We start from the raw sequence: 25,598 nt of genomic DNA on the forward strand, positions 1-25,598 counted from the left end.
GACGCTATCCGACTCGCTTTCCGTCACTTCGAGTAGTGGTCGTCAGCACCCAGGCGGGCGTCGGGATTGAGCAGCATGGCCGCTTCCTGACGCTTCTCCGGGGTGTCGCTGCCGAACCGGCGATCGGCGGGCTTTTCGTACAGCGCGGGACCACCGGCGATCGCCGAGGCGAGCCGCCGCTGACCGTCCAGCACACGGGTGTTGGCCCGGGCCTGGTAGTCGGCACGCTGATCGGCCGGCAGTGCGGCCAGCAGCGCCTGCGGATGCACCAAGGCCACCAGACCGGACACGTGGCCGAACCCGAGGCTGGTCACCAGACCGGCCTTGAGCGGGAACTTCTCCCCCAGCTGCAGGGGCTCCCGCACCCAGACGAAGTGCTTGGCATGGTTCAGCTCATCGTCGACGCAGTCCAGGCTGCGGTTGGGCGGGATGACGCCGTCGCGCAGGATCTGGCACAGACCCATCATCTGGAAGGCCGCGGCACCGCCCTTGGCGTGACCGGTGAGGCTCTTCTGGCTGACCACGAACAGCGGGGCACCCTTCGAGCGTCCCAGCGAGGCCGCGAGCCGCTCGTGCAGCTCGGTCTCGTTGGGGTCATTGGCCAGCGTCGAGGTGTCGTGCTTGGAGATCACCGCGATGTCATCGGCACCGACACCCAGCTTGGCCAGCGAACGGGCCAGGCGGGACTGGCTGCCACCGCGACCCGCGCTCAGGGCACCGAGACCCGGAGCCGGGATCGAGGTGTGCACACCGTCGCCGAAGGACGAGGCGTAGGCCACCACGGCCAGCACCGGCAGACCCATCTGCACCGCGAGGTCACCGCGGGTCAGCAGAATCGTTCCGCCGCCCTGGGATTCGACGAACCCGAGCCGGCGACGGTCGTTGGCGCGGGAGAACTTCGAATCGCTGATGCCCTTGGCCCGCATGGCCTCGGTGTCGGCGGTGGCCGACATGTCGCCGAAGCCGGTGATGGCCTCCAGCGTCAGGTCGTCGTAGCCGCCGGCGATCACGAACTCGGCCTTGCCCAGCTGGATCTTGTCGACACCCTCCTCGACCGACACCGCCGCCGTGGCGCACGCCGCGACCGGGTGGATCATCGAGCCGTAGCTGCCGATGTAGGACTGCACGACGTGGCCTGCGAAGACGTTCGGCAGCACCTCCTGCAGGATGTCGTTCGGCTTGCTCCGGCCCAGCAGGTTGCCGTGGTACATGGTCTGCATCGACGTCATGCCGCCCATGCCGGTGCCCTGCGTGCTGGCCACCAGGCTCGGGTGCACCCACCGCATCAGCTCGGCCGGGCTGAAGCCCGCCGACAGGAATGCATCCACCGTCGTCACCAGGTTCCACAGCGCCACCCGGTCGATCGAGCTGGCCATGTCCGGCGTGACGCCGTAGACCTGCGGGTCGAAGCCGGTCGGGATCTGGGCACCGACGGTGCGCGACAGCTTCACCTTGCGCGGCACCCGGATCTCGGTGCCGGCCTTGCGGGTGACCTGCCAGTCCGCACTGTCGGGGACCGGTGCGATCAGGGTGTGCTCCGGGTCGTACTTCACGAACTCGCGGGCATCGGTCTCCGACGACACCACGAAGGTGAAGTCCTTGTCCAGGAACACCGACACCAGCAGCGGCGCCGAGTGATCGGCGTCGAGGAAGCCGTCGCCGACCCACTCGCGGATGCCGACCTTGGCGACCACGGCATCGTGGTAGCGCTCGACCAGTTCGGCCTCATCGACCAGATCACCGGTCTCGGTGTCGTACCAGCCCGGCTTGGGATCGTCCTCCCACTTGACCAGCCCGGTGGTCCACGCCAGCTCCAGGACGCCGGCGGCCGACAGCTCGCCGGACACCTCCATCTCGAAGCGGGTCCGCGACGAACCGTACGGTCCGAGCTCGGCGCCACCGACGATCACGACCAGATCAGCGGGGTCGACGTCGAGGTCGTCCCATGCCGGCGGTGGTGCGGCGGCGTACCCGCGCGGCGGCGAGGGCAGGGCGCGGATCTTTCCGGCCTCGTCATCGTCGTCGTCATCGGTTGCCGCGGCGGACATCTCCTCGCGGGCCTTGGCGGCCAGCTCGGCCATGTCGATCTCGATCTCACCGAGGCCACCGGTCATATCGACCTCGATCGGCGCACGGGCGGCGGCGACCTTGGATTCGATATTGCACAGCGCCAACAGCTTCGAGGCCATCTCGGCGGTGGTGTAGGTGGTCAGACCGGCCTCTTCGACGGCGCCGACGATGGCGTCGTTGTGACCCATCAGACCGGTGCCCTTGGTCCAGCCGATCAGCGCGTGCGCCAGCGAAACACGCTGGCTCCACGAGGATTCGGCCTTCCAGCGGGTGACCACGGCATCGAGCGCGGCCTTGGCCTCGCCGTAGGCGCCGTCACCACCGAACATGCCCCGGTTGGGCGAGCCCGGCAGCACCACGTGCAGACGCGAGGCGATGTCACGCTCGGCGCCCAGGTGCGACAGGCCGGCGATGAGCCGCTGCACGGCCCACAGCAGGACCTTCATCTCCATCTCGGAGCGCGCACCCGCATCGGAGAGATCCCCACCCACACGCGGTGCGGCGAAGGGGAACAGCAGCGTCGGGTTCTGCGCGTCCTTGAGGTGAATGGCCTTGGGGCCCAGGTTCTCGGTCTGCTCGTTGCCGACCCACTCGACGAGTGCGTCGATATCCGAGTAGGACGCCATGTTGGCCGGAACCACCCACAGGGTGGCGTTGAACCGGGCGTGATCGCGGTAGAGCGTGCGGTAGAACGCCAGCCGGTCGTCATCGAGCCGCGAGGTGGTGGCGATGACGGTCGCGCCACCCTCCAGCAGCTGAGCGGCCACCGATGCGGCGATGGAGCCCTTCGAGGCACCCGTCACCACGGCGACTTCGTTGGCGTAGCCACCCTTGTCCGGGTTCTCCGCACCGGCGGCGGCGCGGCCGTACAGCGCGGCGTGCACGTTGCGACCGGACGCCAGCGCCCGGCCCTGCCACCAGCTGGCCTGGGTGCCGACGATGTTGCCCGCACCTTCGAAGCTCTGCGACAGGCGCTCCCAGTCGGCGTCGATCTCGCTCTCTTCGAGCAGCCAGAACCGGGCCAGATCCTCACGGGCACTTGCCCACCGGTCGTCGAACACCACGGCCTTGCGGGCGTCGAACACCGGGGACACCAGACGCGGCCAGTCCGAGCCGAGCTCGGTGGTGACCAGATCGATCAGATCGGCATCGCTGACGGTTTCCTCGGCGCTGACCGGGTTGTCCAGCCCGAGCTGACCCAGGATGGTGCGCGCGGCGTTGGCCAGCACACCGTTGGGTCCGGTGACCTGCTCGGCGAACTCGCCGAGGGCCGCCGAGTCCACCACGCCGCCACCGGCTGCACCGGAGGACGGCAGGCTCACCGCGACACCCTTGCGGGCGCCGACCGCCTGCACCGCCGCGTCGATCACCTTGTCGACGGAAGCGGCGTCGGCCAGCGCACCCTCGTGCAGGCCGCCCATGTTGCCGCCGCGGACACTGGAACCCTCACGGGTACCCAGCGCCACCTCGGCGGTCACGTGCTTGGCCCAGCCGGGGCCCAGTTCCCATGTCTTGGAGACGCGTTCGGTGATGTAGGCCGGCCGCTTGCCCGACGGTCCGAAGACGGTCCGCAACTGATCGTTGATCGAGTCGGACAGCACCGGGCCGAACGGCTTGTAGGTACGGGCCAGCTTGGTCACCTGTGACTTGAGACCGGCCAGATCGGCTTCGGCCGCACCGTCGATGGCGCCGAGGTTGAGCTCGGAACCCAGGTCCACCAGCATCTGGTTGCGTCGCGAGGACGCACCGTCGGTGATGGATTCGATGGAATCCAGCGCCTCGATCTGGTCGGGGCGCATCTTGGCCGCCAGGGCGATCAGCACCAAAGTGGCGTCGGCAGCATCGAATCCGATGTCATCGGGCCGCGGGCCACCCGACGGTGCCGCCGCGGGTGCGGGAGCGGCCGCGGGAGCCGCGGCTGCCGGTGCCGCCGCTGCGGACGGCTCTGGTGCCGAAACGTCCTCTTCGGGCTCCGGGTCGGTGTCGGTGGCGAACAGCACCGCGGCGTCGCGTTCGGCGTTGAGCACCTCGGTGGTGTTGTGCGAGTACTCGGGCAGCTTCAGCGTGTTGGTCGCCAGCCCCGCCACGGTCGGCGCGGTCTTGACGCCGATCTCGACGAACCGCTCCACCCCGAGGCCACCGGCGGCCTCTTCGATGAACAGCAGGTCCTGGGTCTCGATCCAGCGCACCGGGCTGGCGAACTGCCATGCCAGCAGCTCGATCACGATCTTGCGCATCAGCTCACGCGGACGCTCGTTACGCCAGGTGTCGTAGTCGGCGAGGATCTCGTCGAGCGGCTCGGCGGGCACCAGGTCGCGGATCTCCTGGATGAAGTCGCGGTCCAGGGTGAACGGCCGCGGCACCAGGTTCGGGATGTACTTGCCCACGAGCAGGTCCGGGTCGGCGTCGGTCGGCATGACGCGCTCCAGGGAGCGGCGGAAGTCGGCGACACCGACGCGCAGCACCTCGGAGTGGAACGGCACGTCGATACCGGGCACCAGGATGAACGAGCGCTTGCCACCGCTGATCTCGCGGCGCCGCTCGATCTCCTCCTCCAGGGCCTCCAGACCGCGCACGGTGCCGGCGATGGCGTACTGCGAGCCACGCAGGTTGAAGTTCACGATCTGCAGGAATTCACCGGTGCGAACGCTGATTTCCTCGACGAAGGCCGTGACATCGTCGTCGGGCAGGTCGATCTGGGACGGACGGATCGCGGCCAACCGGTAGTTGGAGCGGCCCTTCTCGTCACGCGGGACGATGTCGTGCATCTTGGAGCCGCGGTGGAAGACCACCTCGAGCAGCGCGGGCAGCTCGTAGACGCCGGAAACACAGGCCAGCGCGGTGTATTCACCGACGGAGTGCCCGCAGGCGATGGCGCCTTCGACGAAGGCACCCTGCTCGCGCATCTCGGCGACCTGCGCGGCGGCCACCGTCGCCATGGCGACCTGGGTGAACTGCGTCAGGTACAGCACGCCCTCGGGGTGGTGGTAGTGCACACCGGAGGCGATCAGGCTGGTCGGGTTGTCCTTGACCACGTGCAGCACCGAGAAGCCCAGCGTGTCGCGGGTGAACTTGTCGGCGATGTCCCACACCTTGCGGGCGGCCTTGGAACGGGCCCGGACCTCCATGCCCATGCCCTTGTGCTGGATGCCCTGGCCGGGGAAGGCGTACACCGTCTTCGGCGCGGCCAGCTGTGCGGTTGCGGCCATCACCAGATCGCCGGCGACCTTCGCGGTGACCTCGATGATCTCCGCGCCGCGGTCGATGCCGACCCGGTCGACGCGGAACTCGATCTCGTCACCGGGCAGCACCATGCCCAGGAAACGCGAGGTCCAGCCCACCAGGCGGGCCGGCGGGGTGGCGCGGCCGTCGGTGGCGGTCACCACGTGCTGCGCGGCGGCCGAGAGCCACATGCCGTGCACGATCGGACCCTTGAGCCCGGCCAGAAGTGCTGCGGCACGGTCGGTGTGGATGGGGTTGTGGTCACCGGACACCACGGCGAACGCGCTCATATCGGTGGGCGCGGTCAGGGTGACGTCACGACGGCGTCGACGCGGGGTGTCGGTGGCGTTGTCGGTCATCGCGCCACCGGCACGGACCGGGTCCTCGAGCTCGACGGCACCGGTGCGGCCGCGGATGGCGAAACGCTCTTCCAGGCGCGCCAGTTCGGTGCCCTCGGCGTCGGTGATCAGCACGCTGACCGGTACGACGCGTCCAACCTCGGTGTCGACTGCTTCCGAAGCCGTTGCGGTGACGGTCAATTCGGATTCCGTCGTGGGCATCGGGGCGAGCAGGTGCGCGGCGTGGTCCAGGTGCACCAGGCTGAGCAGACCTTCGATGACGGGGAAACCGGCATCGGTGGCGGCGGATCCGATGGTGGCGAACACCGCGGGCCAGCAGCGGCCGACCAGGGCGTCGGGCACCAGGGTCAGGCCCGGGGCCAGCGGGGCGCCGAAGGTGGCGGTGACGCCGGTGTGATCGGCGACCTCCTCGGGGTCCCAGTCGACGGTGACGGTCGCGGTGCCCTCGACGACGGTGGGCAGTGCGTCCACTCCGTCGACGCCGGCGGCGATGGCCAGCACCGCGCGCATCGCGGCGGCGGCGTCCTCGGTGGTGACGACGGGCATGCCGCCGTTGACCGTGGCGGCCGGCAGCGTCAGCTTGATCTCGATCCAGATATCGGACAGCGGCACGCTCAGCGTCACGCCCGCCTCGGTGAGCTCAAGACGCGAACCGGTGGACGGGTGTACCGCGGAACGGTTCTCGTTGACCTGCCACTCGCTGGGGGCGCCGATGCGGTGCACCGGGTTGATCGCGGTCCGGCCGGCCCACAGCACGTCGGGTGAATCCAGCACCACGGCAATGGGTCCGGTGACCGCGGCGTTGGCCTGGCGGCGCGACACCACCGGGACGGCAACGGCGCCGCTCGCCACGACCTCGTCGATGGCGGCCTGCTCGAAACGGTCCAGCAGGTCACCGACGGGCTCGTCGACGCGGGTGATACCGGCGACGGCAGCGGTGCCGGGGATGATGCAGACCTGGTCCGCGGTGTAGCGGGCATCGTGGGCCTGCCACAGCGAATCGCTGCGCCACCAGCGGCGCACGTCCTTGTCGATGACGGGCACGAAGTTGACCGGCTTGCCGGGGGTCTTGCACAGGGTGGTGAAGAACGGCACGTCGGCCGGGTGCAGCTTGATGTCCTCGGCGTCCGGGTACCGGTTCAGCAGGGTGTCGACGGCAGCGGCCGGATGCTCCAGCAGCGCTTCGCTTTCGGCGTCGCCGGCGAACAGGGTGTCGATCGGGCCCGAGTCGCTGGGGTGCAGGCGGGCCTCGGCGCGCTTGAGCATCTCCTCGAAACGGTCCCGCCAGGTGATGTCCAGCCACGGCGAATCGGTGGCCTTGGTGTCGGCGGTGGAATCACCCTCACCGATGGCCAGTTCGACGTAGCGGTCCAGCCACTGCAGGTAGGTCATGTCGGAGACATCGCCGAAGTAGGGCTTGGCGGTGTCGGCCATGGCGGCGATGATCTCGTCACGGCGTTCGGCGACCGCGTCGGCGTCACCGGCGACCTCGTCGAGCAGACGGCCGCAGCGCGAGGCGGTGTTGTCGATCTCGTGGATGTCGGCGCCGAGCTGGCTGCGCCCAGACGCCATGCCGCCCTGGGCTTTTCCGGCTCCGACCCACACGTCGGTGCCCGTGGTGTCCACGAGCAGCTGCTTGACCGCGGGCGAGGTGGTGGCCTCAAGGGTGGCCATCGCGGCGGTGCCGACCAGGATGCCGTCGACCGGCATCAGCGGGAAGCCGTAGTCCTCTGCCCAGCGACCGGCCAGGTAGTCGGCCGCACGCTCGGGCGTGCCGATACCGCCGCCGACGCAGATGGTGATGTTGGACAGCTTGCGCAGGTCCGCGTAGGTGGCCAGGAGCAGATCGTCGAGGTCCTCCCACGAGTGGTGGCCACCGGCGCGGCCGCCCTCGATATGGGCGATGACGTCCTTGCCCGGAACCTCGGCCGCGATCTTGATCACGGACTTGATCTGGTCCACGGTGCCCGGCTTGAACACCACGTGGGTGATGCCGATCTCGTTGAGTTCCTCGATGAGCGCCACGGCCTCGTCGAGTTCCGGGATACCGGCGGTGACGACGACACCGTCGATGGGGGCGCCGGACTGACGGGCCTTCTGCACCAGTCGCTTTCCGCCCAGCTGCAGCTTCCACAGGTACGGGTCCAGGAACAGCGAGTTGAACTGGATCGCGCGACCCGGCTCGAGTAGCTCGGTGAGCTCGGCGACGCGGTCGTCGAAGATCTTCTCGGTGACCTGGCCGCCACCGGCGAGCTCGGACCAGTGTCCGGCGTTCGCGGCCGCGGCGACGATCTTGGCGTCGACGGTGGTCGGGGTCATACCGGCGAGCAGGATGGGCGAACGACCGGTGAGGCGGGTGAACTTGGTCGACAGCTTCACCGAGCCGTCGGGCAGGGTGACCGTCGACGGCGCGTAGCTCGTCCACGGCGCGGGCACCTCGGGCACGGCTCCGACGGTGAACAGGCTGCGCTGACCGGAACGGGTGGCGGCCGGCACGATGCCGATGCCCAGCCCGCGGATCACCGGGGCGGTCAGTCGGGTGACGGTGTCGGCGGGGCCGAGGTCGATGATCCAGCGGGCGCCCGCGGTGTGCAGGGCCTCGATGTCGGCGACCCAGTCGATGGGGCTGACGAAGATGGACTCGGTCATGCGGTGGGCCAGTTCGGTGTCGATACCGCACTGCGCGGCCCAACGGTCCACGAGCGCGACACCGTCGGCCAGGCGCGGGGTGTGGAAGCCGACCTCGACCTGGACGGGGTTGAACACCGGCGAGAACACCGCGCCGCCGCGCAGCTTGTTCTTGCGCTCGGCTTCTTCCTTCTCGGTGATCTTCGAGCAGTACAGCTCGAAGCGGCCGAGCTGTTCGGGGGTTCCGGTGATGACCACCGAGCGACGGCCGTTGCGGATGGACAGCACCGGGGGCAACACGGTGCGGACATCGGTGGAGAACTCTTCGAGCAGTTCGGCGATCCGGTCGGGGTCGACGTTGGTGACCGACACCATCGGGGTCTTGTCACCGCGGCCGACCATGCCGCGACGGCGGGAGATCAGCGATCCGGCGGCGCCGATCAGCTGGAGCAGCGCGAGCAGCTCGGCGTCGCGGGTGCCCTTGGCCTTCAGGGACTCGACGCCCAGGATGCCCTGGGAGTGTCCGGCCATCGCGACCGGCGGGGTTCCCATCAGGTCCAGGCCCTGACGCGTGAGCGCGCGGATGGCGGCCATCTGGGTGAGCAGGATGCCGGGGCCGGAGATGGCGGCGGTGGTGAGCTGCTTGGTGTCGGGCAACGGCTCCTCGGCGGCCAGCGCGCGCACCCACTGCAGCGGCTCGAAGCCGATCGGACGCACCACGACGAGTTCGCGTGCCACCGGCTCCAGCAGCAACGCCGCCTCGCCGACCAGCTCGCTGAGCTCGGACTCGATACCGGCGGAGCTGACCAGCTCCTCCAGGCTCTCCAACCAGGCGCCGCCCTGACCACCGAACGCGACTGCATACGGCTCACCGGCGTTCAGCAGATCGACGAGCGCGTGCGCGCCCGACAAGGACCCCTCGTTCAGGCTGTTCCTGCTCCCGGCTGTCACCCTGTCGTGTTCGTTGATCGTCACGTTGTGTATCTCCCTCGGTGCAGTCTTTTTCGCGCAATATCGCTGGTCGTACCGGTGTGCCGCGTCGTCGCGGCGAGGATGCGTACGGGATCCCCGACGGCCCCGTCGTCCTGTTGGTCCTGGTGATTCAGCTTTGAATCTCCGTCGGGCTGGTACTCGTCCGGGAGAGTCGGGATCATCTGAACCCGGTCCCGGACGCACCCAGAAGGCAGCCCTACCCCACTAAGAGTGTCATAAGAGCTAGGGCCATTTTCCGCCCTTAAATGGTTACTGGCGAGTTCTACGGACGGGTAACCATACGTTGGGTAACAACGGCCTCTGCACGGGTGAAACTTCTGCGGGACAAACGTCCTGCTTGCAGGTGGTTACGGTCGAGTAGCTATAACTTCCCAGATCAGCGCGATGCCGTTATGAAATCGTTATCTAAGAATTTGGTGTTCTCCGCCACTCCCCGCGGCGCCGGGAACGACGCCCACGAATGGACACATCCCTCAAAACTGTCCACCCGATGGCCGGCGGCGACAAAATTCGTTTGCTGGCAATTATTACTGATCGGTAAGTTTTGGCCCACTCCCCGCGCCGGGGGTTGGGGGTGTGGCCGATAGGCACGCCCATGCCGCCGGCTTCGCGGCTGGCGATCTCGACCTGCTGGGTACGAGCGGCCTGACACGTCGCCGTTCCGGCGAGCCCGGTTGCGCTGCCGTGAGCAGGTCCCGATCCCGTCCTGCAGAGCCCTTTCGACCGTTTCGGAGTGGGCGTGCACGCCCCCGCGCCGGCGGCCGAGCACCCGCTCCCAGCCGGGCAGGTCCGGCACCGCCGGCCACGTGCTGCCGTGGATGCAATCGTCGTCGATGGATGCGTAGACCGGCTCGCCGGACGCAAGCCGGTTGCGACGTGTAGTTGCCAGCCACGGTCTGGCATGTGTGGCACCGGCGCGGTGAACGCTCAGCGGCGTCAGCGTGCTCCACCCTCGGCGGACGGTGTCCAGTCTCCGCGAGCGACCAGTCCGGTGTTGAAATCGGACACCGCCGTCACCGAGCGCTTGAGCAGTGCCCGCTGCAGATGGTCGGCGATGACGGCATGGCTGAACCCGGCACAGTCGGTGATCCACCGGCTCATGTCGTCGATGTTGTCCTTGTTCGGGAGCGCGGATCCATAGCGCGCGACCACCTCGCGCTCGAGCACCGAGATCACGTCATCGGCCAGTGCCTCCACGCCGTCCCGGCTCGCATCCAGCAACGCCAGCACGATGCGGGCGTACACCAGCGGGTCCGCAGAGCGCGCCACCACCCGGCCGATGACGGGATTGGTGAACACCAGTGCGGTCCCAGAGCGGTGCGCAAGTCCCAACTCCAGCAGCCGGGCGCCCTCCGCGCTCGCCGGATCGATCTTGACGCGCAGCCCGTCGGGCGTCGTTTCGTCACCCGGCTCGGCACGCGGGCGCAGGATCGCCCGTTGCAGTCCCAGCAGCTCGGCGACGCTTCCGCCGGCCCGCATGGTCTCGAAGAACTCCGCGACGTGTGCGGAGGTGAACCCGCGGCCCAACAATTCGTCGATGGTCTGCAACTGGGCCAGGTGATAGTCGTCGTAGATGGCAGAGCGGCCCTGCCGGCGCGGCGGATCCAGCAGGCCCCGCTCGCGGTAGGCGCGGATGTTCCTGGCGGTGACACCGGAGATCCGGGCCAGATCGTCGAGGTGGTATTCGTTCAGCGCCACGCGCATCTCCCCACACCGGGTCGAGAGGTCAGCGCGCGCATCTCTCCAGTCTAGCCCGGTTCGTGCAAAACGAGCGAAGCACCAAATACCCACGAAACTGCACAGATGTAAATTGTGGCAACGTCGGTGAGCGAACTCACCGAAAAATGATTGGCGATTCATCCCACCAATTTGGGACGATGAACGCACTGTCCCTACTCAGCCCGAGGAATCGAGGTCCGCGTGCGTCCCTGGATCATCTGGGCGACCGGACTACTCGCCTACATCGTGGCGGTGCTCAACCGCACCACGCTCGGAGTCTCCGGGCTGGAGGCCGGCGACCGCTTCCACGCGGGCCCGAGCATGCTGTCGACATTCGTGGTGCTGCAGATCATCGTCTACGCGGGCGCCCAGGTGCCTGCCGGTGTGCTGCTGGACCGCTACGGCTCCAAGATCCTCATCGTCTCGGGCGCGGCGTTGATGGTGACCGGGCAGCTCGCGATCGCGCTCACCGATTCACTACCGCTGGCGCTGGCCGCGCGCGCCGTCGTCGGGCTCGGGGATGCGGTCACCTTCATCTCCGTCCTGCGACTGGTGCCGCACTGGTTCCCGGCCCGGCGGGTTCCGCTACTGACCCAGCTCACCGGCATCAGCGGCCAGCTCGGCCAGGTGCTCTCCGCCGTGCCGTTCCTGGCATTGCTGGGTGTCAACGGCTGGACCTCGGCCTATCTCACGGTGACCGCGTTCGGCGTGCTCACCATGGTGCTGGCGGCCGCAGTCCTGCAGAACACCCCGAACGGCCGGGTGGTCGCCACCGAGACCATGTCCGTCCACGACACCATGGCGAGCCTGCGCACGGTCTGGATGCGCCCGGGCACCCGGCTCGGCTTCTTCACCCACATGGGCACCCAGTTCTCGGTCACCGCCTTCGCGTTGATGTGGGGTGTCCCCTACATCACCACCGCGCAGGGCCAGACCCGGGGCGTGGCCGGCATGTTGCTGACCATCTCGGTGGTGACGGCGATCTCGGCCGGGGTCGTGCTCGGCATCCTCACCGGCCGCTACCCGCACAAGCGGTCGATGATGGTGCTGGCCATCATCGGCAGCAATGCGCTCATCTGGACAATCGTGCTGGCCCTCCCCGGCCGGGCACCGCTGTGGCTGCTGGTGCTGCTCGTCGTGATCATCTCCGTCGGCGGTCCGGGCTCGATGGTCGGCTTCGATTTCGCCCGCACGTTCAATCCGAGCGCGACCCTTGGCACCGCGCAGGGCTTCGTCAACATGGGCGGCTTCCTGGCCTCACTGCTGCTGATGCAGGCGATGGGCTGGATCCTCGACGCCGCCGGCGGCTACTCGACGGACTCGTTCCGGCTGGCGTGGACGCTGCAGTACGTGGTGTGGGTGCTGGCCGTCATCGGCATCCTGATCACCCGGCGCAAGGCCCGGCGCCTGATGAAGGCCGAGCAGCAACGTTCGCTGCTGGAGACCTTCGAGCCTGCCGGACGCTAAGCCCCGATCCGGGCGGCGACCGCGGCCGCCGTCCGCCGGTGACCGACCCACTCGTCACCGATCACCGCCACCGCGGGCGCCGCCGTGACGACGACCAGGCAGATCGCCATCGAGACACCCGAGAGCGCCAGCAGCACCGCACCCACCAGAACGGCCGCCGTCAGCGCCGCGAGCAGCAGGTGCACCGCATTGACGCTGCGCAGCAACAGCGAGTGCAGCAGGTAGATCAGTCCGATATAGCCCGCCACCGGTATCGCCACCGACAGCACCGTGCCCACCGACCCGAGTTCGGAATGCTCTTCCAGGTAGTAGGCCGCCACGTGCAGGCCGGCACCGGTGCCGACGATCGCACCGAACAACACGATCGCCAGATAGCCGAACCAGAACGACGTCTCGCGGTGGGCGTGCAGCAGCTCGGCCGAGGGCACCATGAAGAACAGCCACCACATGCCGAAGGTCAGTCCGGTACCGGCCAGCGCCACCAGGATCGCGTCCGTCGTCCAGCCATGGTCGTGGACCACCGCCGACAGGGTCGCCACGGTGCCGACCACCCCCTCGCCCAGCGCGATGATCGCCATCAGGCCGTAGCGCTCGGAGATGTGGTGGGCATGCCAGGGGGTACCGCCGGCCCGGCGCTCCGCGATCACCGGTCCGAGCATCTCCACGCCGATCAGCACGACCACGATCAACAGCGTCACCAAAACCGACGTGTGTGCGAAAATCGCTGCGATCCAACCAAGTTGGGCGACAAGGATGGCTGCGACGTAGGTGAGGCAGGCGCGGCGCCGCGGCGGGTCCTGCCGAGCGGCGCGCAGCCACTGCCCCACCATGGCGACCCGCATCACGACATACCCGGCCACCATCACGGTGTTGTCGACGTGCCCGCCGTGTTCCAGCGAGGCGTACATGTCCGGAATGCCGAGCGCCAGGATCAGCACGCCGACCATCTGCAGCATGGTCATCAGCCGGTACACCCAGTCATCGGTGTCGTACGCCGAGGCGAACCAGGTGAAGTTGATCCAGGCCCAGCAGACCGCGAACATCGCAAACCCGAACCCGGCCAGTCCCACCACCACATGCCCCGCCGCCATCGCGTGCGCGAACTCCGATGCGGCCACGCCGAACGCCACCACGAAGGTGAGGTCGAAGAGCAGTTCCAGGGGGCTGGACACCCGGTGCGGTTCGTGCGGATCGCGGCCGGCCATCTTGGTCAGGCGGTGCGCCCGGGCAGGAACCGAAGGTTGTGGTGCCGAAATGCTCACCTGGTGAATCCTCTCCCCCGTCGGTGCCGCGCGGCGCCGACATGCCGACCAGACAGGCTAGCGTGAGCGGGTGCCTTCAGCAGCGGACTCCCGGACCGCGGTCGGTGTCGTGCTGGCGGCCGGGATCGGTTCGCGGGTCGGAGCCGACGGCAACAAGGCCTATCTGAGGCTGGCCGGCAGATCGATGTTGTCCTGGTCGGTGCGGGCGGTGGCCGACACCGCGGAGATCGGCCGGGTCATCCTGGTGCACCGGCGCGGCGAGCGCGAGGTGGCGGCCCGCGCGCTGAGCGACGACCTGCCCGGTGTCCCGGTGGAACTCGTCGAGGGCGGCGACACCCGCCACGAGTCCGAGTTCAACGTGCTGCGCCACATCGCCGCAGATATCGAGGACGGTGCCGTGGACGTCGTGCTCATCCACGATGCTGCGCGGCCGCTGGCGGGCCCGGATCTGATGCGGGCCGCACTCGACACCGCCCGCAGCCACGGCGGCGCGGTGCCCGCGGTGGCGGCGACGGCCCTGGCCCGGCCGCGCCGGGGCGGCGGGTTCGACCCGTTGACCCAGCACCTGGTACGCGTGCAGACCCCGCAGGCCTTTCGCGCCGCCCCGTTGCTCGAGGCCTATCGGCGCGCCGCCGACGAGGCGTTCGACGGCACCGACACCTCGGCGTGCGTACAGCATTTCACCGATCTTGAGGTGCGGGTGTTCCCCGGCGCCGCAACCAATCTCAAGGTGACCTACCCGCCGGACATTCGGCTGGCCGAGCACCTGCTGGCGGGAACGGTCAACGCCGACAGGCGATGACCGCTTCCAGCAGCGGCGCATCGTCGGGCAGGTCGAACGAGATCGCGTCCGCATCGCCGGCGACGCACACCAGGTCGGCTCCGGCGCTCAACACCGCGGGCAGATCGCCCAGCCTGGCCACCGCGGCACCGTACGGATACTGGGTGATCTTCAGCTCGGAGCGGTCCACCGTGGATCGGATGACGCCTTGCCCGTCAACACTTTTCACGGTGTCGGTGACCGGAAGCACCGGGACGACCAGTTCTGCGCCGTCTGCCAGTGCCGCGATGACACGGGCGACCAGATCGCCCGACAGCACCGGATGCCGGTGATCAGCCACCAGCACATGGGTCGCGCCCGACGCCGACAGGTGGGACACCGTCGCCGTCAGACAATCTGCGGTGCTGCGGTTTTCGCCTGCCGCGAGCACGCGAGCCGGTAACCCTGCCAGCACGGCGCGCACCTGCTCGAACAGGGCATCGTCGGTCGGCACCAGCACCGCGCCGACCTCTGCGGTCAGCGCGCGCACGATCCGCACCAGTACCGGTTCCCCCTCGACGGGGGTGAACACCGATTCCGGGTGCCGGGCCACCGACACCGGTAGCGGCAGGATCGCTGAGAGTTTCACCGTGGTCAATGTAACGGGCGGGCCGACCGGAAGCGCGTGAGGTAGGCCTCCCAGTTCCAGCCGTCCAGGAAATCCTGCGCGGCGGAGTATCCGTTCGCGTACAGCGCCTCGACCTCGGTATCGCTGATACCGAAATCGAGGAACCCCACCTCGGTCGAGTCGACACGCACCGTCCTGGCGCTCACCCAGGGCTGGTTCAGATAGGCCTGATCGCGGCCCACCAGCACGGTGGTGATGACGTCGTCGAGCATCCGTGACGGCAGCAGACGGCGCAACGGGCCCCAGGCCGGCAGCAGATGATCGGTGTCATTCGGCAGATTCGGCAGCACCGTGACGCCGAAGCTCGGCCACCGCGGGGCACCGCCGTCGATACGGTCCAGCGAGTCGATCGGGAAGTTGGACAGCAGACCGCCGTCGACCAGGGTCGAGGTGCGCCCGGCGGCGTCGGTCAGCGTCACCGGCCGGAAGTAGAACGGGATCGACATCGAGGCGCGGACCGCGTCGGCCACCGACTGCTCATCCGGGTCCATGCCGTAGACCCTGCGGTAGTCCCAGGGCAGTCGCACCAGCTGGCCGGTCGTGACATCGGCGACGGTGACCACCAGCGCGTAGCGCTGCTCGGGCGGCAGTTCGGCGTCCGCGATGGCAAGGTCACCGAAGGTGCGGACCCCGAGATTCGCGAGTTGCCCGCGTAGCCAGTCGTGGGCGTAATCGCCCTTGTAGATACCGCGGCCCCGCACCAGCGCCAGTGGCTGCCCGATGACGGGTAGCCGCCCGACGAGCCCAGGGTCCCGGAACTTCCGGTATTTCAGTTCCAGCGCAAGGTCTTTGAATTCCGGACCGGAGAGCCGCCCACCCGCAGCGGCCACGATCGCCCCCACGATGGAACCCGCAGAGGTCCCCGAGACGCGTTGCGCCCGGTAGCCCGCGTCCATCAGCGCGACCACGGCGCCGATCAGACCGACCCCCTTGACCCCGCCGCCGGAGAGCACCAGGTCGGCAGGAGAGGTCGGTGCGGGCAACGGCTACACCGGGTCGAAGGACGAGATCAACCAGTCATCGTTCACCCGGGTCAGGCCGACCTTGACGGCGCTGGTGGAAAAAGATCCGTCTGGGTTCTCGGTGCTGGTGGTGGTCTGGTTCAGGAACACCAGTACCACTGCCGACTCGGGATGCAGTTCGGCCACTGCGGCATTGACGATCGCCGCGCTCGTCTTGACCGATTTCTTGGTGGCCGCGGGCGTGACGATCTGCTCGGTGAACTGGTTGTAGTAGTTCAGGAAATCGCCGGTGAGATGGGTCTTGGCGTTGGTGAAGTCGTCGTTGAGCGTCTCCGGCGAGTACGACAGCAGCGCAACGGTTCCGTCTTTGGCGGCGATGAGCGCGGTGTCGGCTGCGGCGGTCCCGGTGGCCTGATCGGGCTTGTACTGGGTGAAGTACAGCCACGCGGTCACGCCTCCGGTGATTGCGAGCAAGACCACCAATGTGATGGCCACCCAGAAGCGCGCGGCACCCTGCAACACGCGGCGGGCGGGTCCGGCCGGTCGATCGGGCGGTCCGCCGGCCGTCGCCACTGCCGGCTCATCAACGGTGAGGGCGTCCTCGGGACTGTCCTCGGTGTCGATCTCGACAGCGGTCAACAGTTCTTCTTCGTTCTTCACGGTCACGGCGCAAACTCAACTTTCGCCATCTTGATCTGATCGCCGTCGCGGGCCACGCTCACGATGAGCCGCCAGCTGCGAGGGTCTTCCTTGGCGCCCTGGGCGTTGGTGATGGTCGAGGCCGCCGCGACGAGCACGTCGGCGGTGTCCTCGGTCATCGTCTGCACCGCGGTGGCGGTGACGTTCGCCGCGGTGACGACCTTCGAGGATTCGGCAACCTTCGCGAACTCTTCGGCCTGGTTCTGGAAATCCTCGCGGAACTGACCGGTGGAATTGTCGACGATGCGCTGCACATCTTCCTTGGCGCGGTTGAAGTCCAGCGACATCAACGACACCACACCCTGACGGGCGGCGGCCGAGAACTGGGCGCTGAGGTCGCGCTGATGCTCGGCTTGGCGGTGCTTGACCACGATCCAGGCACTGGTACTGGCCAGTGCGGCGATGCCGATGACCGCCAGGATCACCGCGGCGTACTTCGCGATCGTCGCGATTCGTCCGCGGCGGCGCCCGGGCGTCGTTTCCCCGTCGAGATCGTCCGCGGCCTCGGCATCGTCGATGTCCTCGACGTCCTCGACAGCGACGTCCTCGACAGCGGCATCCTCGGCGCCGTCATCCGCGGCCACCTCGGCCGCGGCCTCAGACTCCTGTCGGGCTTGAGTCTGTTCGGCTTTGGCCTGCTGCACCCTGAGCACATTGGCCCGGGCACGGGCAGCAGCCGCTTCGGCCTCGGCGGCAGCGGCCAGCGCCTCCGCCTCCTCGGCGGACAAATCCGCGACGTCCGCCTGATCGGCGTCCGGCGACGACGCTTGCCCACGCTTCCGGGTCGGCATCATGACCTCCTGCGCCAAACGAGAATGGCGTTATCAAATTCGACTATTCACTCGACGATACCGCATCGCCGATTCGCCCAGAAACAACGCTTTTCCTGCGGAAACGATATTTCCGTGCTGTGCGTCCGCTCAGCGGGCGAGATCCTGAAGGCGATCCTTCATCACCTTGCCCGTGGCATTCAAGGGCAGCTCATCCAGAAACTCTACGTACCGCGGCACCTTATACCCGGCCATCCGGTCCCGGCTCCAGGCGATCAGATCGGTCTCGGCGAAGCCGTCACCGTCGCCTGCCCCCGTCGCTTCGCTCGCTCCGGTGCCCAACACCACGAAGGCCTTGCCCACCTGGCCCATCCGCTCGTCGGGCACGCCGATGACCGCGACCTGGCGCACTGCCGGGTGCTCGAGCAGGAAGCCCTCGATCTCGGCCGGATAGGCGTTGAAGCCGCCCACGATGAACATGTCCTTCTTGCGGCCGACGATCTTGAGCCGTCCGGCCTCGTCGAAGGTGCCCAGATCCCCGGTGTGCAGCCACCCGTCCGCGTCGATCGTCTCCGCGGTGGCCACCGGATCATCCAGGTAGCCCTGCATCACGGTGTATCCGCGCACCAGCACCTCTTCGTCCTCGGCGATACGCACCTCGACACCGTCGCAGGGCTTGCCCGCCGTGGTCGCGATGTCCTCGAACGAGTCGCCGGGACGCGACAGGGTGACCGTGCCGGCCTCGGTCAACCCGTAGCCGGTCGCCAGGGTCTGGAACGGCAGTTCCTCGTGCACCCGGCGGATGAGCTCCACCGGGATGTCGGCGGCTCCGGTGACCCCGGCGCGCAGGGTCGCCAGCCGATGCTTGTCGGGCACCGCCAGCAGTGAGTGATACAGCGTCGGCGCGCCCGGCAGCATGGTGATTCGTTCGGTCTCGATGAGGTCCACGACGGCCGGAATGTCGAACAYCGGCACCGGCAGGATGGTGGCGCCGCGGATCAGCGAGGAGATGCAGCCGGCCTTGTAGCCGAAGGTGTGGAAGAACGGGTTGACGATCAGGTAGCGGTCGCCTTCGCGCAGGTCGGCCAGATCGCACCACTCGGTGTAGAGCCGCAGCGTCTGTTCGTGATTCATCATCACGCCCTTGGCCCGGCCGGTGGTGCCGGAGGTGTAGATGATGTCGGCGATATCGGTGCCCAGCAGGCCCTGCGCCTCGTAGGGCTGCCCGCTCTCCAGGAAGTCCGAGGTGATCTCGATCGCCGGGACGCCCTCGGGGACGCTGAAATCCTGTCCCAGGAAGCCGTTTTGGACCAGGACCGCCTTGGCGCCGCTACGGGTGATGATGTCGGCGGCCTCTTCGGCCTTGAACCGGGTGTTCACCGGGACCACCACTGCGCCGGCGGTGACGACGCCGAACGCGGCGATCAGCCAGGCCGCGGAGTTGGGCGCCCAGATCGCAACCCGGTCGCCCTTGGTGACGCCGAACTCGGCGAAGGCACCGGCAGCGCGCCGAACCCGCTGCGCCAATTCGACATAGCTGAGTCGCAACGATCCGTCGACGACCGCTTCGGAATCACCGAAGCGGTCGCCGACGCTCAAGACCATCTCAGGGATGGTCTGCCACTTCTGCGTGTAAGTCACTCGCGAGAGCTACGTGGTGATGAGGCGTCCGAGGTTGCCGCCCATGATCTTTGCCTGGTCCTCGATGGAGAGGTGCTCCAGAGCCGTCACGTAGTGCGTCGGTTCCGCCAGGCCCTCCGGGTGCGGCCAGTCCGAGCCGTACAGCACCTGGTCGACACCGATCAGGTTGATCAGGTCATCGATGCCCTCTTCGTAGAACGGGCTGACGTAGATCCGGTTCTTGATCTCTTCCATCGGGTTTCCGAGGAACGCCTCGGGTGCCTTCTTGTACACCTCGGCCATCGAATCCAGCAGCGGGAACATCCACTTGGAGCCGGCCTCGACGATGCCGACCTTCAGCTTCGGGTGCCGGAACAGCGCGCCGTGGATGACCCAGGAGGCCACCGCATCCTGAATCGGACGCCATTCGTTGAGGATGGACATCGCGTTGGTCTGGAACGGCAGCATCTCCTGCGCGCCGCCATCCCATTCGGAGGTGTAGCGCGAGTAGCCGCTGTCCGAGGAGTGCATGCCGACGAAGATGTCATGGTGCACGCAGCGCTCCCAGAAGGGATCGAACTCCGGCAGCGCGAACGAGCGCGGACCACGGAAGCCGGGGACCGGTGCCGGACGGATCAGGATGGCCCGGGCGCCGCGCTTGACGGCCCACTCCAGTTCCTCGATCGCCTTGTCCAGGATCGGCAGGGTGATCACCGGCGTGGTGAAGATGCGGCCCTGGTAGTTGAAGCCCCACACCTCGTGCAGCCACTCGTTGAGCGCATGGACGATGACGTGGATGGCGACCGGATCATCGGCCAGACGTTCTTCGATGAGGCTGGCCAGCGTCGGGAACATCAGCGAGCGGTCCAGGCCGAGCTCGTCCATCACCTTGATGCGCGGCTCGGGCTCGAAGAACGCCGGAATGGCCTTCATCGGCTCGCCGAACAGTTCGCGCTTGCTCTTGCCGTCCGGGTTACCGAACTTGAAGTACTCCTCCCAGGCGCCGGGCTTGGCGACGACGGAGAAGGTGGGGTTCGGGATGTAGTTGCTGATCTGGCCCTTGAGCGCAATCTTGGTGCGGCCGTTGATCTCCACGTACTGGACGACGTCCTTGTACTCCTTGGGGAGGTACTTGGTCATCGCCTCCGGAGGCTCGTAGAGGTGGTTGTCCGCATCGAACAGCGGAAACGGTATGTCGACCCGATGCGACAGTTGACCCATGAGATGCTCCTTTTCGGTTCGTGAGAATCATATTCTCATGATGTGGATGCCGCAATGCCCCGGGGGGCGGCGTCGGCGATTTCCTGGCGGACCCGGAACTTCTGCACCTTGCCGCTCGCGGTCCGCGGAAAGTCCTGGCCATCGGGCACCGCGAGCAGTTCCTCGGGCCATTTCTGCCGGGCCACGCCGGCCTGCTCGAAGTGCGCGCGCACCTGCTCTTGCGTCGGCATCACCGCACCGGGCCGGATCCGCAGCACGGCCGCGACGTGCTCCCCCAGCCGCGCATCCGGGGCGGCCACCACGACGGCCTCGAGGACGGCGGGCATGCTCAACAGCACTTCCTCGACCTCCAGGGCGCTGATGTTCTCGCCGCCCCGGATGATCAGGTCGGCCGTGCGGTCGGTGATGGTGAGGTATCCGTCCGCGTCGAGGACGCCGATATCCCCGGTGCGGTACCAACCGTCGTCATCGAAGGATTTCGCGGTCAGCGCCGCATCGGTGTAGCCCAGGCACAGGTCGGGGCCCCGGCTGAAGATCTCGCCGTCGGGCCCGAGCCGGATCTCCACACCGGGACGGACATTGCCGTCGGTGAACAGCCGTTTGTCTTCCGGCGCGCCTGCGCCCGAACCGGTGATCGAGGGATGTTCGGTGCTGCCGTAGGAACGGAACACGAAAAGTCCGAGGTCGGCGAGGCGCCGGGTGACCGCCGAGGGGACCGTCGACCCACCCAGGCCCACGGTCGAGAACCGGGCCAGGTGGGCGTCGGTGAACCCCGGATGGTCCATCAGGCTGGTGACGAAATAGGGCGGTCCGCCGCCGATCGACAGTCCGTCGTGCTCGATGATCTCCAGCACCCGGCCCGGGTCCCACACATCGCACAGATCGATGGGCGCACCTTCCAGCACCGGGATCAGGAAGGCGCCGAGCATGCCGATGAAGTGCCCGACCGGGGTGGCGGTGAGCTGGCGTCCGCGGTTGGGCGGGTAGTTGTCCAGCAGCTGGCGCGTCTCGCAGTTCAGCGTCTGATGGCTGTGAATGACGCCCTTGGGTTCGCGGGTGGTGCCCGAGGTGAACGCGATGAGCGCCGGAGCGGCCGGATCGGCGTCGACGGTCCCGGTCATCGGTTCGGCGGCCAGCAGCCGGTCGAAGGCCAGCTCACCGTCGGCGCCGACCAGCCCGACAATCGGCACCTCCGCGCACAGGTCGGCGTGGAAGGTCATCCGGCCGAACTCGGAGGTGCTGAGGAAGACCTTCGGCCGTGCGGTCGCGATGATGTGCCCGAGTTCCTTGCGGCCGTAGAAATGCACGATCGGGACCGTCACGGCACCGAGGAACGCCGAGGCCCAGAACGCGACGGCGGCCTCCATCCAGTTCGGCAGCTGCAGGGCGACCACGTCGCCCGCTCCCACACCGCGTTCGCGCAGGCCGGCCGCCAGCCGTCGGGCGCGGTGCTCGACGTCGGCGAAGGTTCCGCTGAAGGGCCGGGTAGCGGAGTGCACGACAAAACCGGCGTCGGGACTGGCCTGCAGTCCGTCGGCCAGCAGTTGGCCGAGCGTTTCCGGTGTCCACCACCCCTGCTCCACGTACCGTTTACTCAGCTCAGCAGGGATATTTCGGATCGAAATGACAGCACCTCCGCAACGCCGGGCAGATGTTGGTGATGCTATTCTCACCAGCCGAGAATGCCAATACCGAAATTGGAGAACGTTTGATGGTCGACCTCGAACTGGACGGCGAACTGGCGGTCATCACCATCGACCGCCCGCATGCCCGCAATGCCATCTCGCTGGACACGATGGACGAATTGAACAAGGCCCTCGACGGTGCGGCCCGTGCGTCCGCGCTGGCGATCACCGGGGCCGGCGACCGGGCCTTCGTCTCCGGCGGCGACCTCAAGGAACTGGCTCTGCTGCGCACCGAACTGGAGGCGTCGTCGATGGCCTGGCGGATGCGCTCGATCTGCGATCGGATCGCGGGCTTCCCCGGTCCGGTGATCGCCGCATTGAACGGGCATGCGCTGGGTGGTGGCGCCGAAGTCGCAGTCGCCGCCGACATCCGGATCGCCGCCGACGACATCAAGATCGGCTTCAACCAGATCTCGCTGGCGATCATGCCGGCCTGGGGCGGCGCCGAGCGGCTGGGCGTTCTGGTGGGGCGCAGCCAGGCGCTGCTGTTGGCGGGCACCGGGCGGATCCTGGATGCCGCGGCCGCCGAGCGGGTCGGGCTGATCGATCAGGTGGTGCCACGCGCCGACTTCGACACCGTTTGGCGCGAAACGGCGCAGCTGCTGGCCCGCCGCCCAGCCGGCGAGATCAAACGGGTCATCAAGGGCGCGACCACCACCACCGAGGCCGTCGCGGCCTTCGCCGGGCTGTGGGTGTCCCAGGAGCACTGGGATGCCGCCGACAAGGTGATGAACCGGGCGAAATAACCGCTGCCCGGTGGTCGCTGGGCGGGGCTCAGCCGCCGAGTTCGCGGACCGGGTCGCTGCCGTCCCAGTCCTGGCCGGCCTGACGCACGAAGGCCGCCATCCCGGCCGAGGCGTCGGTGAGTTCCATGATTTCGATGATGGCCGCCGGCACGCCGCCGGGTTCGGCGTAGGCGAAGCGCACTCCCCCGTCCTCGCCACCGGACCACACCACCGGCCAGCCCGCCGCCGCGACGGCGGCCATGGTGGCGTCGAAGTCCTCTGTCCAGTACGCGAGTTGGTGAAAGCCAGGCCCTGATCGGAGAAACTCCCCAAAGATGCTCGGCGTCTCGTCGGTCTGCTGGATGAGCTCGATCTGCAGTTCACCGCTGTTAGCCAGCGCGAGGGACAGGGTCACCTCGCACGGCTCACCGCGRTAGGTCACCTGCTGGGCCAATCCCCGCATGACGAACCACGGCCCGACGCCGAGTTTCACCCAGTCGGCGAGTGCCGAGTCCAGATCGTCGACCACATAACCGATCTGGCGTAGCGGACCCGGCAGAACACGTTGACTGTCCACGCCACGACACTAGCCCTGCGCCTCTTGAAGCAGAGTAGCCGATCGGCTACTCTGAGGATCCTGGATAGCCGAACGGCTAGCAACCAGGTGATGGGCAGGTGTCGATGAATACCCGGGGTCAACGAATTCTGCTGTGGACGGCGCYGCCGGCCATGGTCCTGTTCGCACTTGCCTTTCTGCTGTTCCCGATCTTCTCGCCGCCGCTGTCACCGACCATGACGCCCGAGGAGGTCGCGGCGTTCTTCCGCGACCACAACACCGGGATCCTCGGCGTGGTCATCCTGTGCAATCTGATCGCCGGTTCCCTGGTGCCGCTCTTCGCGGTGATCGCGGTGCAGATATCGCGCACCGCCACGTCCAGCAGTGTCTTCACCTATGCCTACATCATCTGCGTCGGAGTAGGCACCACGGCATTCATCCTGGCCGACTACTGCTGGGGGGTGGCGGCTTTCAGGCCCGACCGCGACCCGCAGTTGATCAGCCTGCTCAACGACATGGCGTGGTTCTTCTTCATCGCACCGGTCGGCACCATCGTGGTGCAGAACCTCTGCTTCGCGGCGAGCGTCTATCTCGACGAGAAGCCGCAGCCCGTCTTTCCGCGCTGGGTGGCACATTTCAACGTCGCGACCGCCGCGCTCCTGATTCCCGGCGCGTTCTCGGTCCTGTTCACCTCCGGTCCCCTCGCCTGGGACGGGTCGGTGTCCTTCACGCTGCGGATCGCGGTTCTGGCGGCCTATCTGGTGGTGATGTTCCCGGTACTGCAGCGCGTCGTGAATCGTCAAGGGAGCGAACAGGACCAGGAGGTGCTGGTGTGAGCGATGTCGCTACGGCACCGCCTGCGGCCGCGCCCTCGCCACCGAGACGCCGGAACCGCAAGCTCGATCAGTGGATCGCCTTCTGCATCGTGCCGTTCTTCTTCACCCTGTTCGGCATCGTGTTCGTCCCGCTGAGCTGGATGATGCCGCCACGATCTCCGAGCAGCTCCTCGTCGCAGATCGTCGAGTTCATGCAGTCCCACAACCTGCTGATCGCCTGCGCGATCCTGACCGCATCCTTCGGCCTGGCGCCACTGTCCAACGCGGTGTACCTGATCCAGATCAAGCGCATGTCGGTGAGCCCGGTGTTCCGGTACTCCCTGATGGTCGGCGCCATGTCCGGTGCCATCGTCGGCATGCTGTTCCCGATGTTCTGCTTCGGTCTGGGGTCGTTCCGGGCCGGCTACGACCCGGCGGTGCTGGCCATGCTCTACGACTTCGGCTACCTCGCCTACATCGGGTCGCTGGGGTGTTTCTGCGTGATGTGGATGGCGTTCGGGCTGGCCATCATCCTGGACAAGAACAACGTGCTGCCGAAATGGCTTGGCTACTACACCGTCTGGCAGTACGTCACCGAGCTGATGGCGGCGCCGGTCTGGATCTCCACATCGGGACCGTTCGCGTGGAACGGGTTGATGACGTTCTGGTTCGCCATGGTCATCTACGTGCCGTGGCAGATCATCGTCTACGTCTGCATCTACCGGTCCATCAAGAATCAGCCCGACCACGAACTCGAGAACGCATGACCGAGGTCGTAAACGGCCCGGCCGGACGCGTCGGCAACACACAACGAGTCAGCGGGCGGCGCAACCACCTTCCCGGTGAATCAAGCATGTGGTTCTTTGTCATCGGCGACCTGATCATCTTCGGTGCGTACTTCGTCGCCTATGTGTACTACCGCGGGCAGCAACCGGAGCTGTTCCTCGAAAGCCAGGCGCGGCTGAACCTGGACATCGGTGCGGCCAACACCGTCGTGCTGCTCACCAGTTCGCTGTTCGTCGCGCTGGGCACCTCGGCCGCGCGGTCCGGCAAGACCGCCGATGGTGTGCGGCTCTTCGGAATTGCGCTCGGCCTCGGCGCGGCATTCCCCGTCCTGAAACTCTTCGAATACGTTCCCGAGATCGTCGCGGGCGTCACTCCCGGTACGAATCTGTTCTTCATGTACTACTTCGTCATGACGGGACTGCACCTGTGCCACGTCATGCTCGGCCTGGTGATCCTGTCCTTCGTCCTCCGGAATCTGAGAGGGCCTGCGGCACCGAAGATCTCGTTCGTCGAGACCGCCGCCACCTATTGGCACATGGTCGACGTGCTGTGGCTCGTCCTGTTCGCACTGCTCTACGTGATGAGGTGACC

Annotated in this window: 17 protein-coding genes; 6 read left to right on the plus strand and 11 right to left on the minus strand. The window is 67.5% G+C overall.

All coding sequences use genetic code 11. The features are described 5' to 3' along the window. Window positions 1-23: 23 nt before the first annotated feature. Together AC1DTF_RS13215 and AC1DTF_RS13220 are read right to left on the minus strand one after the other, a co-directional pair. Window positions 24-9,254, minus strand: coding sequence for a fatty acid synthase subunit beta domain-containing protein (locus AC1DTF_RS13215; RefSeq protein ID WP_477474365.1), 9,231 nt, complete (start codon window positions 9,252-9,254; stop codon window positions 24-26). Window positions 9,255-10,208: 954 nt separating this feature from the next. After that, entirely contained in the window at window positions 10,209-10,970 is a 762-nt protein-coding gene (locus tag AC1DTF_RS13220) for a MerR family transcriptional regulator (protein ID WP_162264263.1), read from the minus strand. A gap of 222 nt (window positions 10,971-11,192) precedes the next feature. On the opposite strand from AC1DTF_RS13220, the gene AC1DTF_RS13225 reads away from it, so the two are divergent. Next, window positions 11,193-12,458, plus strand: coding sequence for an MFS transporter (locus tag AC1DTF_RS13225; RefSeq protein WP_057169470.1), 1,266 nt, complete (start codon window positions 11,193-11,195; stop codon window positions 12,456-12,458). On the opposite strand, the gene AC1DTF_RS13230 is transcribed toward AC1DTF_RS13225, so the two are convergent. Continuing rightward, the gene (locus AC1DTF_RS13230; protein WP_057169469.1) at window positions 12,455-13,663 is read right to left on the minus strand and encodes a low temperature requirement protein A; all 1,209 of its coding nucleotides are present in this window, start codon (window positions 13,661-13,663) and stop codon (window positions 12,455-12,457) included. The genes AC1DTF_RS13225 and AC1DTF_RS13230 overlap by 4 nt on opposite strands. A 127-nt stretch (window positions 13,664-13,790) precedes the next feature. Between AC1DTF_RS13230 and AC1DTF_RS13235 the strand changes: the two genes are divergently transcribed. Continuing rightward, entirely contained in the window at window positions 13,791-14,522 is a 732-nt protein-coding gene (locus tag AC1DTF_RS13235; protein ID WP_057169468.1) for an IspD/TarI family cytidylyltransferase, read from the plus strand. Here the strand turns inward: AC1DTF_RS13235 and AC1DTF_RS13240 are convergent. The 7 genes from AC1DTF_RS13240 to AC1DTF_RS13270 all read right to left on the minus strand — a co-directional run bounded on the left by AC1DTF_RS13240 (window position 14,503) and on the right by AC1DTF_RS13270 (window position 22,059). Beyond that, on the minus strand, window positions 14,503-15,129 hold the full coding sequence (locus AC1DTF_RS13240; RefSeq protein ID WP_057169467.1) for a 2-C-methyl-D-erythritol 4-phosphate cytidylyltransferase: 627 nt from the start codon (window positions 15,127-15,129) through the stop codon (window positions 14,503-14,505). The genes AC1DTF_RS13235 and AC1DTF_RS13240 overlap by 20 nt on opposite strands. Window positions 15,130-15,134: 5 nt before the next feature. Beyond that, a complete protein-coding gene (locus tag AC1DTF_RS13245; RefSeq protein ID WP_057169466.1) occupies window positions 15,135-16,151 on the minus strand; it encodes a patatin-like phospholipase family protein in 1,017 nt (338 codons plus the stop codon). 3 nt (window positions 16,152-16,154) lie between these two features. After that, window positions 16,155-16,796, minus strand: a complete 642-nt coding sequence (locus tag AC1DTF_RS13250) for a hypothetical protein (protein WP_057169465.1) — start codon at window positions 16,794-16,796, stop codon at window positions 16,155-16,157. After that, entirely contained in the window at window positions 16,793-17,623 is an 831-nt protein-coding gene (locus AC1DTF_RS13255) for a hypothetical protein (RefSeq protein ID WP_477474366.1), read from the minus strand. Before AC1DTF_RS13255 ends, AC1DTF_RS13250 begins: the two co-directional genes overlap by 4 nt. 126 nt (window positions 17,624-17,749) lie before the next feature. Then, on the minus strand, window positions 17,750-19,240 hold the full coding sequence (locus AC1DTF_RS13260) for a FadD3 family acyl-CoA ligase (RefSeq protein WP_477474367.1): 1,491 nt from the start codon (window positions 19,238-19,240) through the stop codon (window positions 17,750-17,752). 9 nt (window positions 19,241-19,249) lie between these two features. Next, window positions 19,250-20,440: an amidohydrolase family protein gene (locus tag AC1DTF_RS13265; RefSeq protein WP_057169462.1), complete on the minus strand. Its 1,191-nt coding sequence runs from the start codon at window positions 20,438-20,440 to the stop codon at window positions 19,250-19,252. Window positions 20,441-20,475: 35 nt separating this feature from the next. Then, a complete protein-coding gene (locus tag AC1DTF_RS13270) occupies window positions 20,476-22,059 on the minus strand; it encodes an AMP-binding protein (protein WP_477474396.1) in 1,584 nt (527 codons plus the stop codon). 92 nt (window positions 22,060-22,151) lie between these two features. Between AC1DTF_RS13270 and AC1DTF_RS13275 the strand changes: the two genes are divergently transcribed. Further along, window positions 22,152-22,871: an enoyl-CoA hydratase/isomerase family protein gene (locus AC1DTF_RS13275; protein WP_477474368.1), complete on the plus strand. Its 720-nt coding sequence runs from the start codon at window positions 22,152-22,154 to the stop codon at window positions 22,869-22,871. A gap of 28 nt (window positions 22,872-22,899) precedes the next feature. Here the strand turns inward: AC1DTF_RS13275 and AC1DTF_RS13280 are convergent, their stop codons facing one another. After that, window positions 22,900-23,427, minus strand: a complete 528-nt coding sequence (locus AC1DTF_RS13280) for a VOC family protein (RefSeq protein ID WP_477474369.1) — start codon at window positions 23,425-23,427, stop codon at window positions 22,900-22,902. Window positions 23,428-23,531: 104 nt separating this feature from the next. On the opposite strand from AC1DTF_RS13280, the gene AC1DTF_RS13285 reads away from it, so the two are divergent. Genes AC1DTF_RS13285 through AC1DTF_RS13295 form a run of 3 tightly spaced genes read left to right on the plus strand, consistent with a single transcriptional unit; the run spans window position 23,532 to window position 25,596 of the window. Then, window positions 23,532-24,242, plus strand: a complete 711-nt coding sequence (locus AC1DTF_RS13285; protein ID WP_477474370.1) for a hypothetical protein — start codon at window positions 23,532-23,534, stop codon at window positions 24,240-24,242. Then, window positions 24,239-24,988 carry a hypothetical protein gene (locus AC1DTF_RS13290; protein ID WP_057169458.1) on the plus strand — a complete coding sequence of 250 codons (750 nt, stop codon included), beginning with the start codon at window positions 24,239-24,241 and terminating at the stop codon, window positions 24,986-24,988. Before AC1DTF_RS13285 ends, AC1DTF_RS13290 begins: the two co-directional genes overlap by 4 nt. Then, on the plus strand, window positions 24,985-25,596 hold the full coding sequence (locus tag AC1DTF_RS13295; RefSeq protein ID WP_477474371.1) for a cytochrome c oxidase subunit 3 family protein: 612 nt from the start codon (window positions 24,985-24,987) through the stop codon (window positions 25,594-25,596). Before AC1DTF_RS13290 ends, AC1DTF_RS13295 begins: the two co-directional genes overlap by 4 nt. Window positions 25,597-25,598 lie beyond the last annotated feature (2 nt).

This window comes from Mycobacterium sp. P4_H6 (genome assembly GCF_056400845.1).

Excerpts from the sequence above, each read along its gene's own strand:
- AC1DTF_RS13230 (WP_057169469.1), bottom strand. The coding sequence starts at position 13,663 with ATGGCCGGCCGCGATCCGCACGAACCGCACCGGGTGTCCAGCCCCCTG.
- AC1DTF_RS13255 (WP_477474366.1), bottom strand. The coding sequence starts at position 17,623 with ATGATGCCGACCCGGAAGCGTGGGCAAGCGTCGTCGCCGGACGCCGAT.
- AC1DTF_RS13265 (WP_057169462.1), bottom strand. The coding sequence starts at position 20,440 with ATGGGTCAACTGTCGCATCGGGTCGACATACCGTTTCCGCTGTTCGAT.
- AC1DTF_RS13275 (WP_477474368.1), top strand. The coding sequence starts at position 22,152 with ATGGTCGACCTCGAACTGGACGGCGAACTGGCGGTCATCACCATCGAC.
- AC1DTF_RS13295 (WP_477474371.1), top strand. The coding sequence starts at position 24,985 with ATGACCGAGGTCGTAAACGGCCCGGCCGGACGCGTCGGCAACACACAA.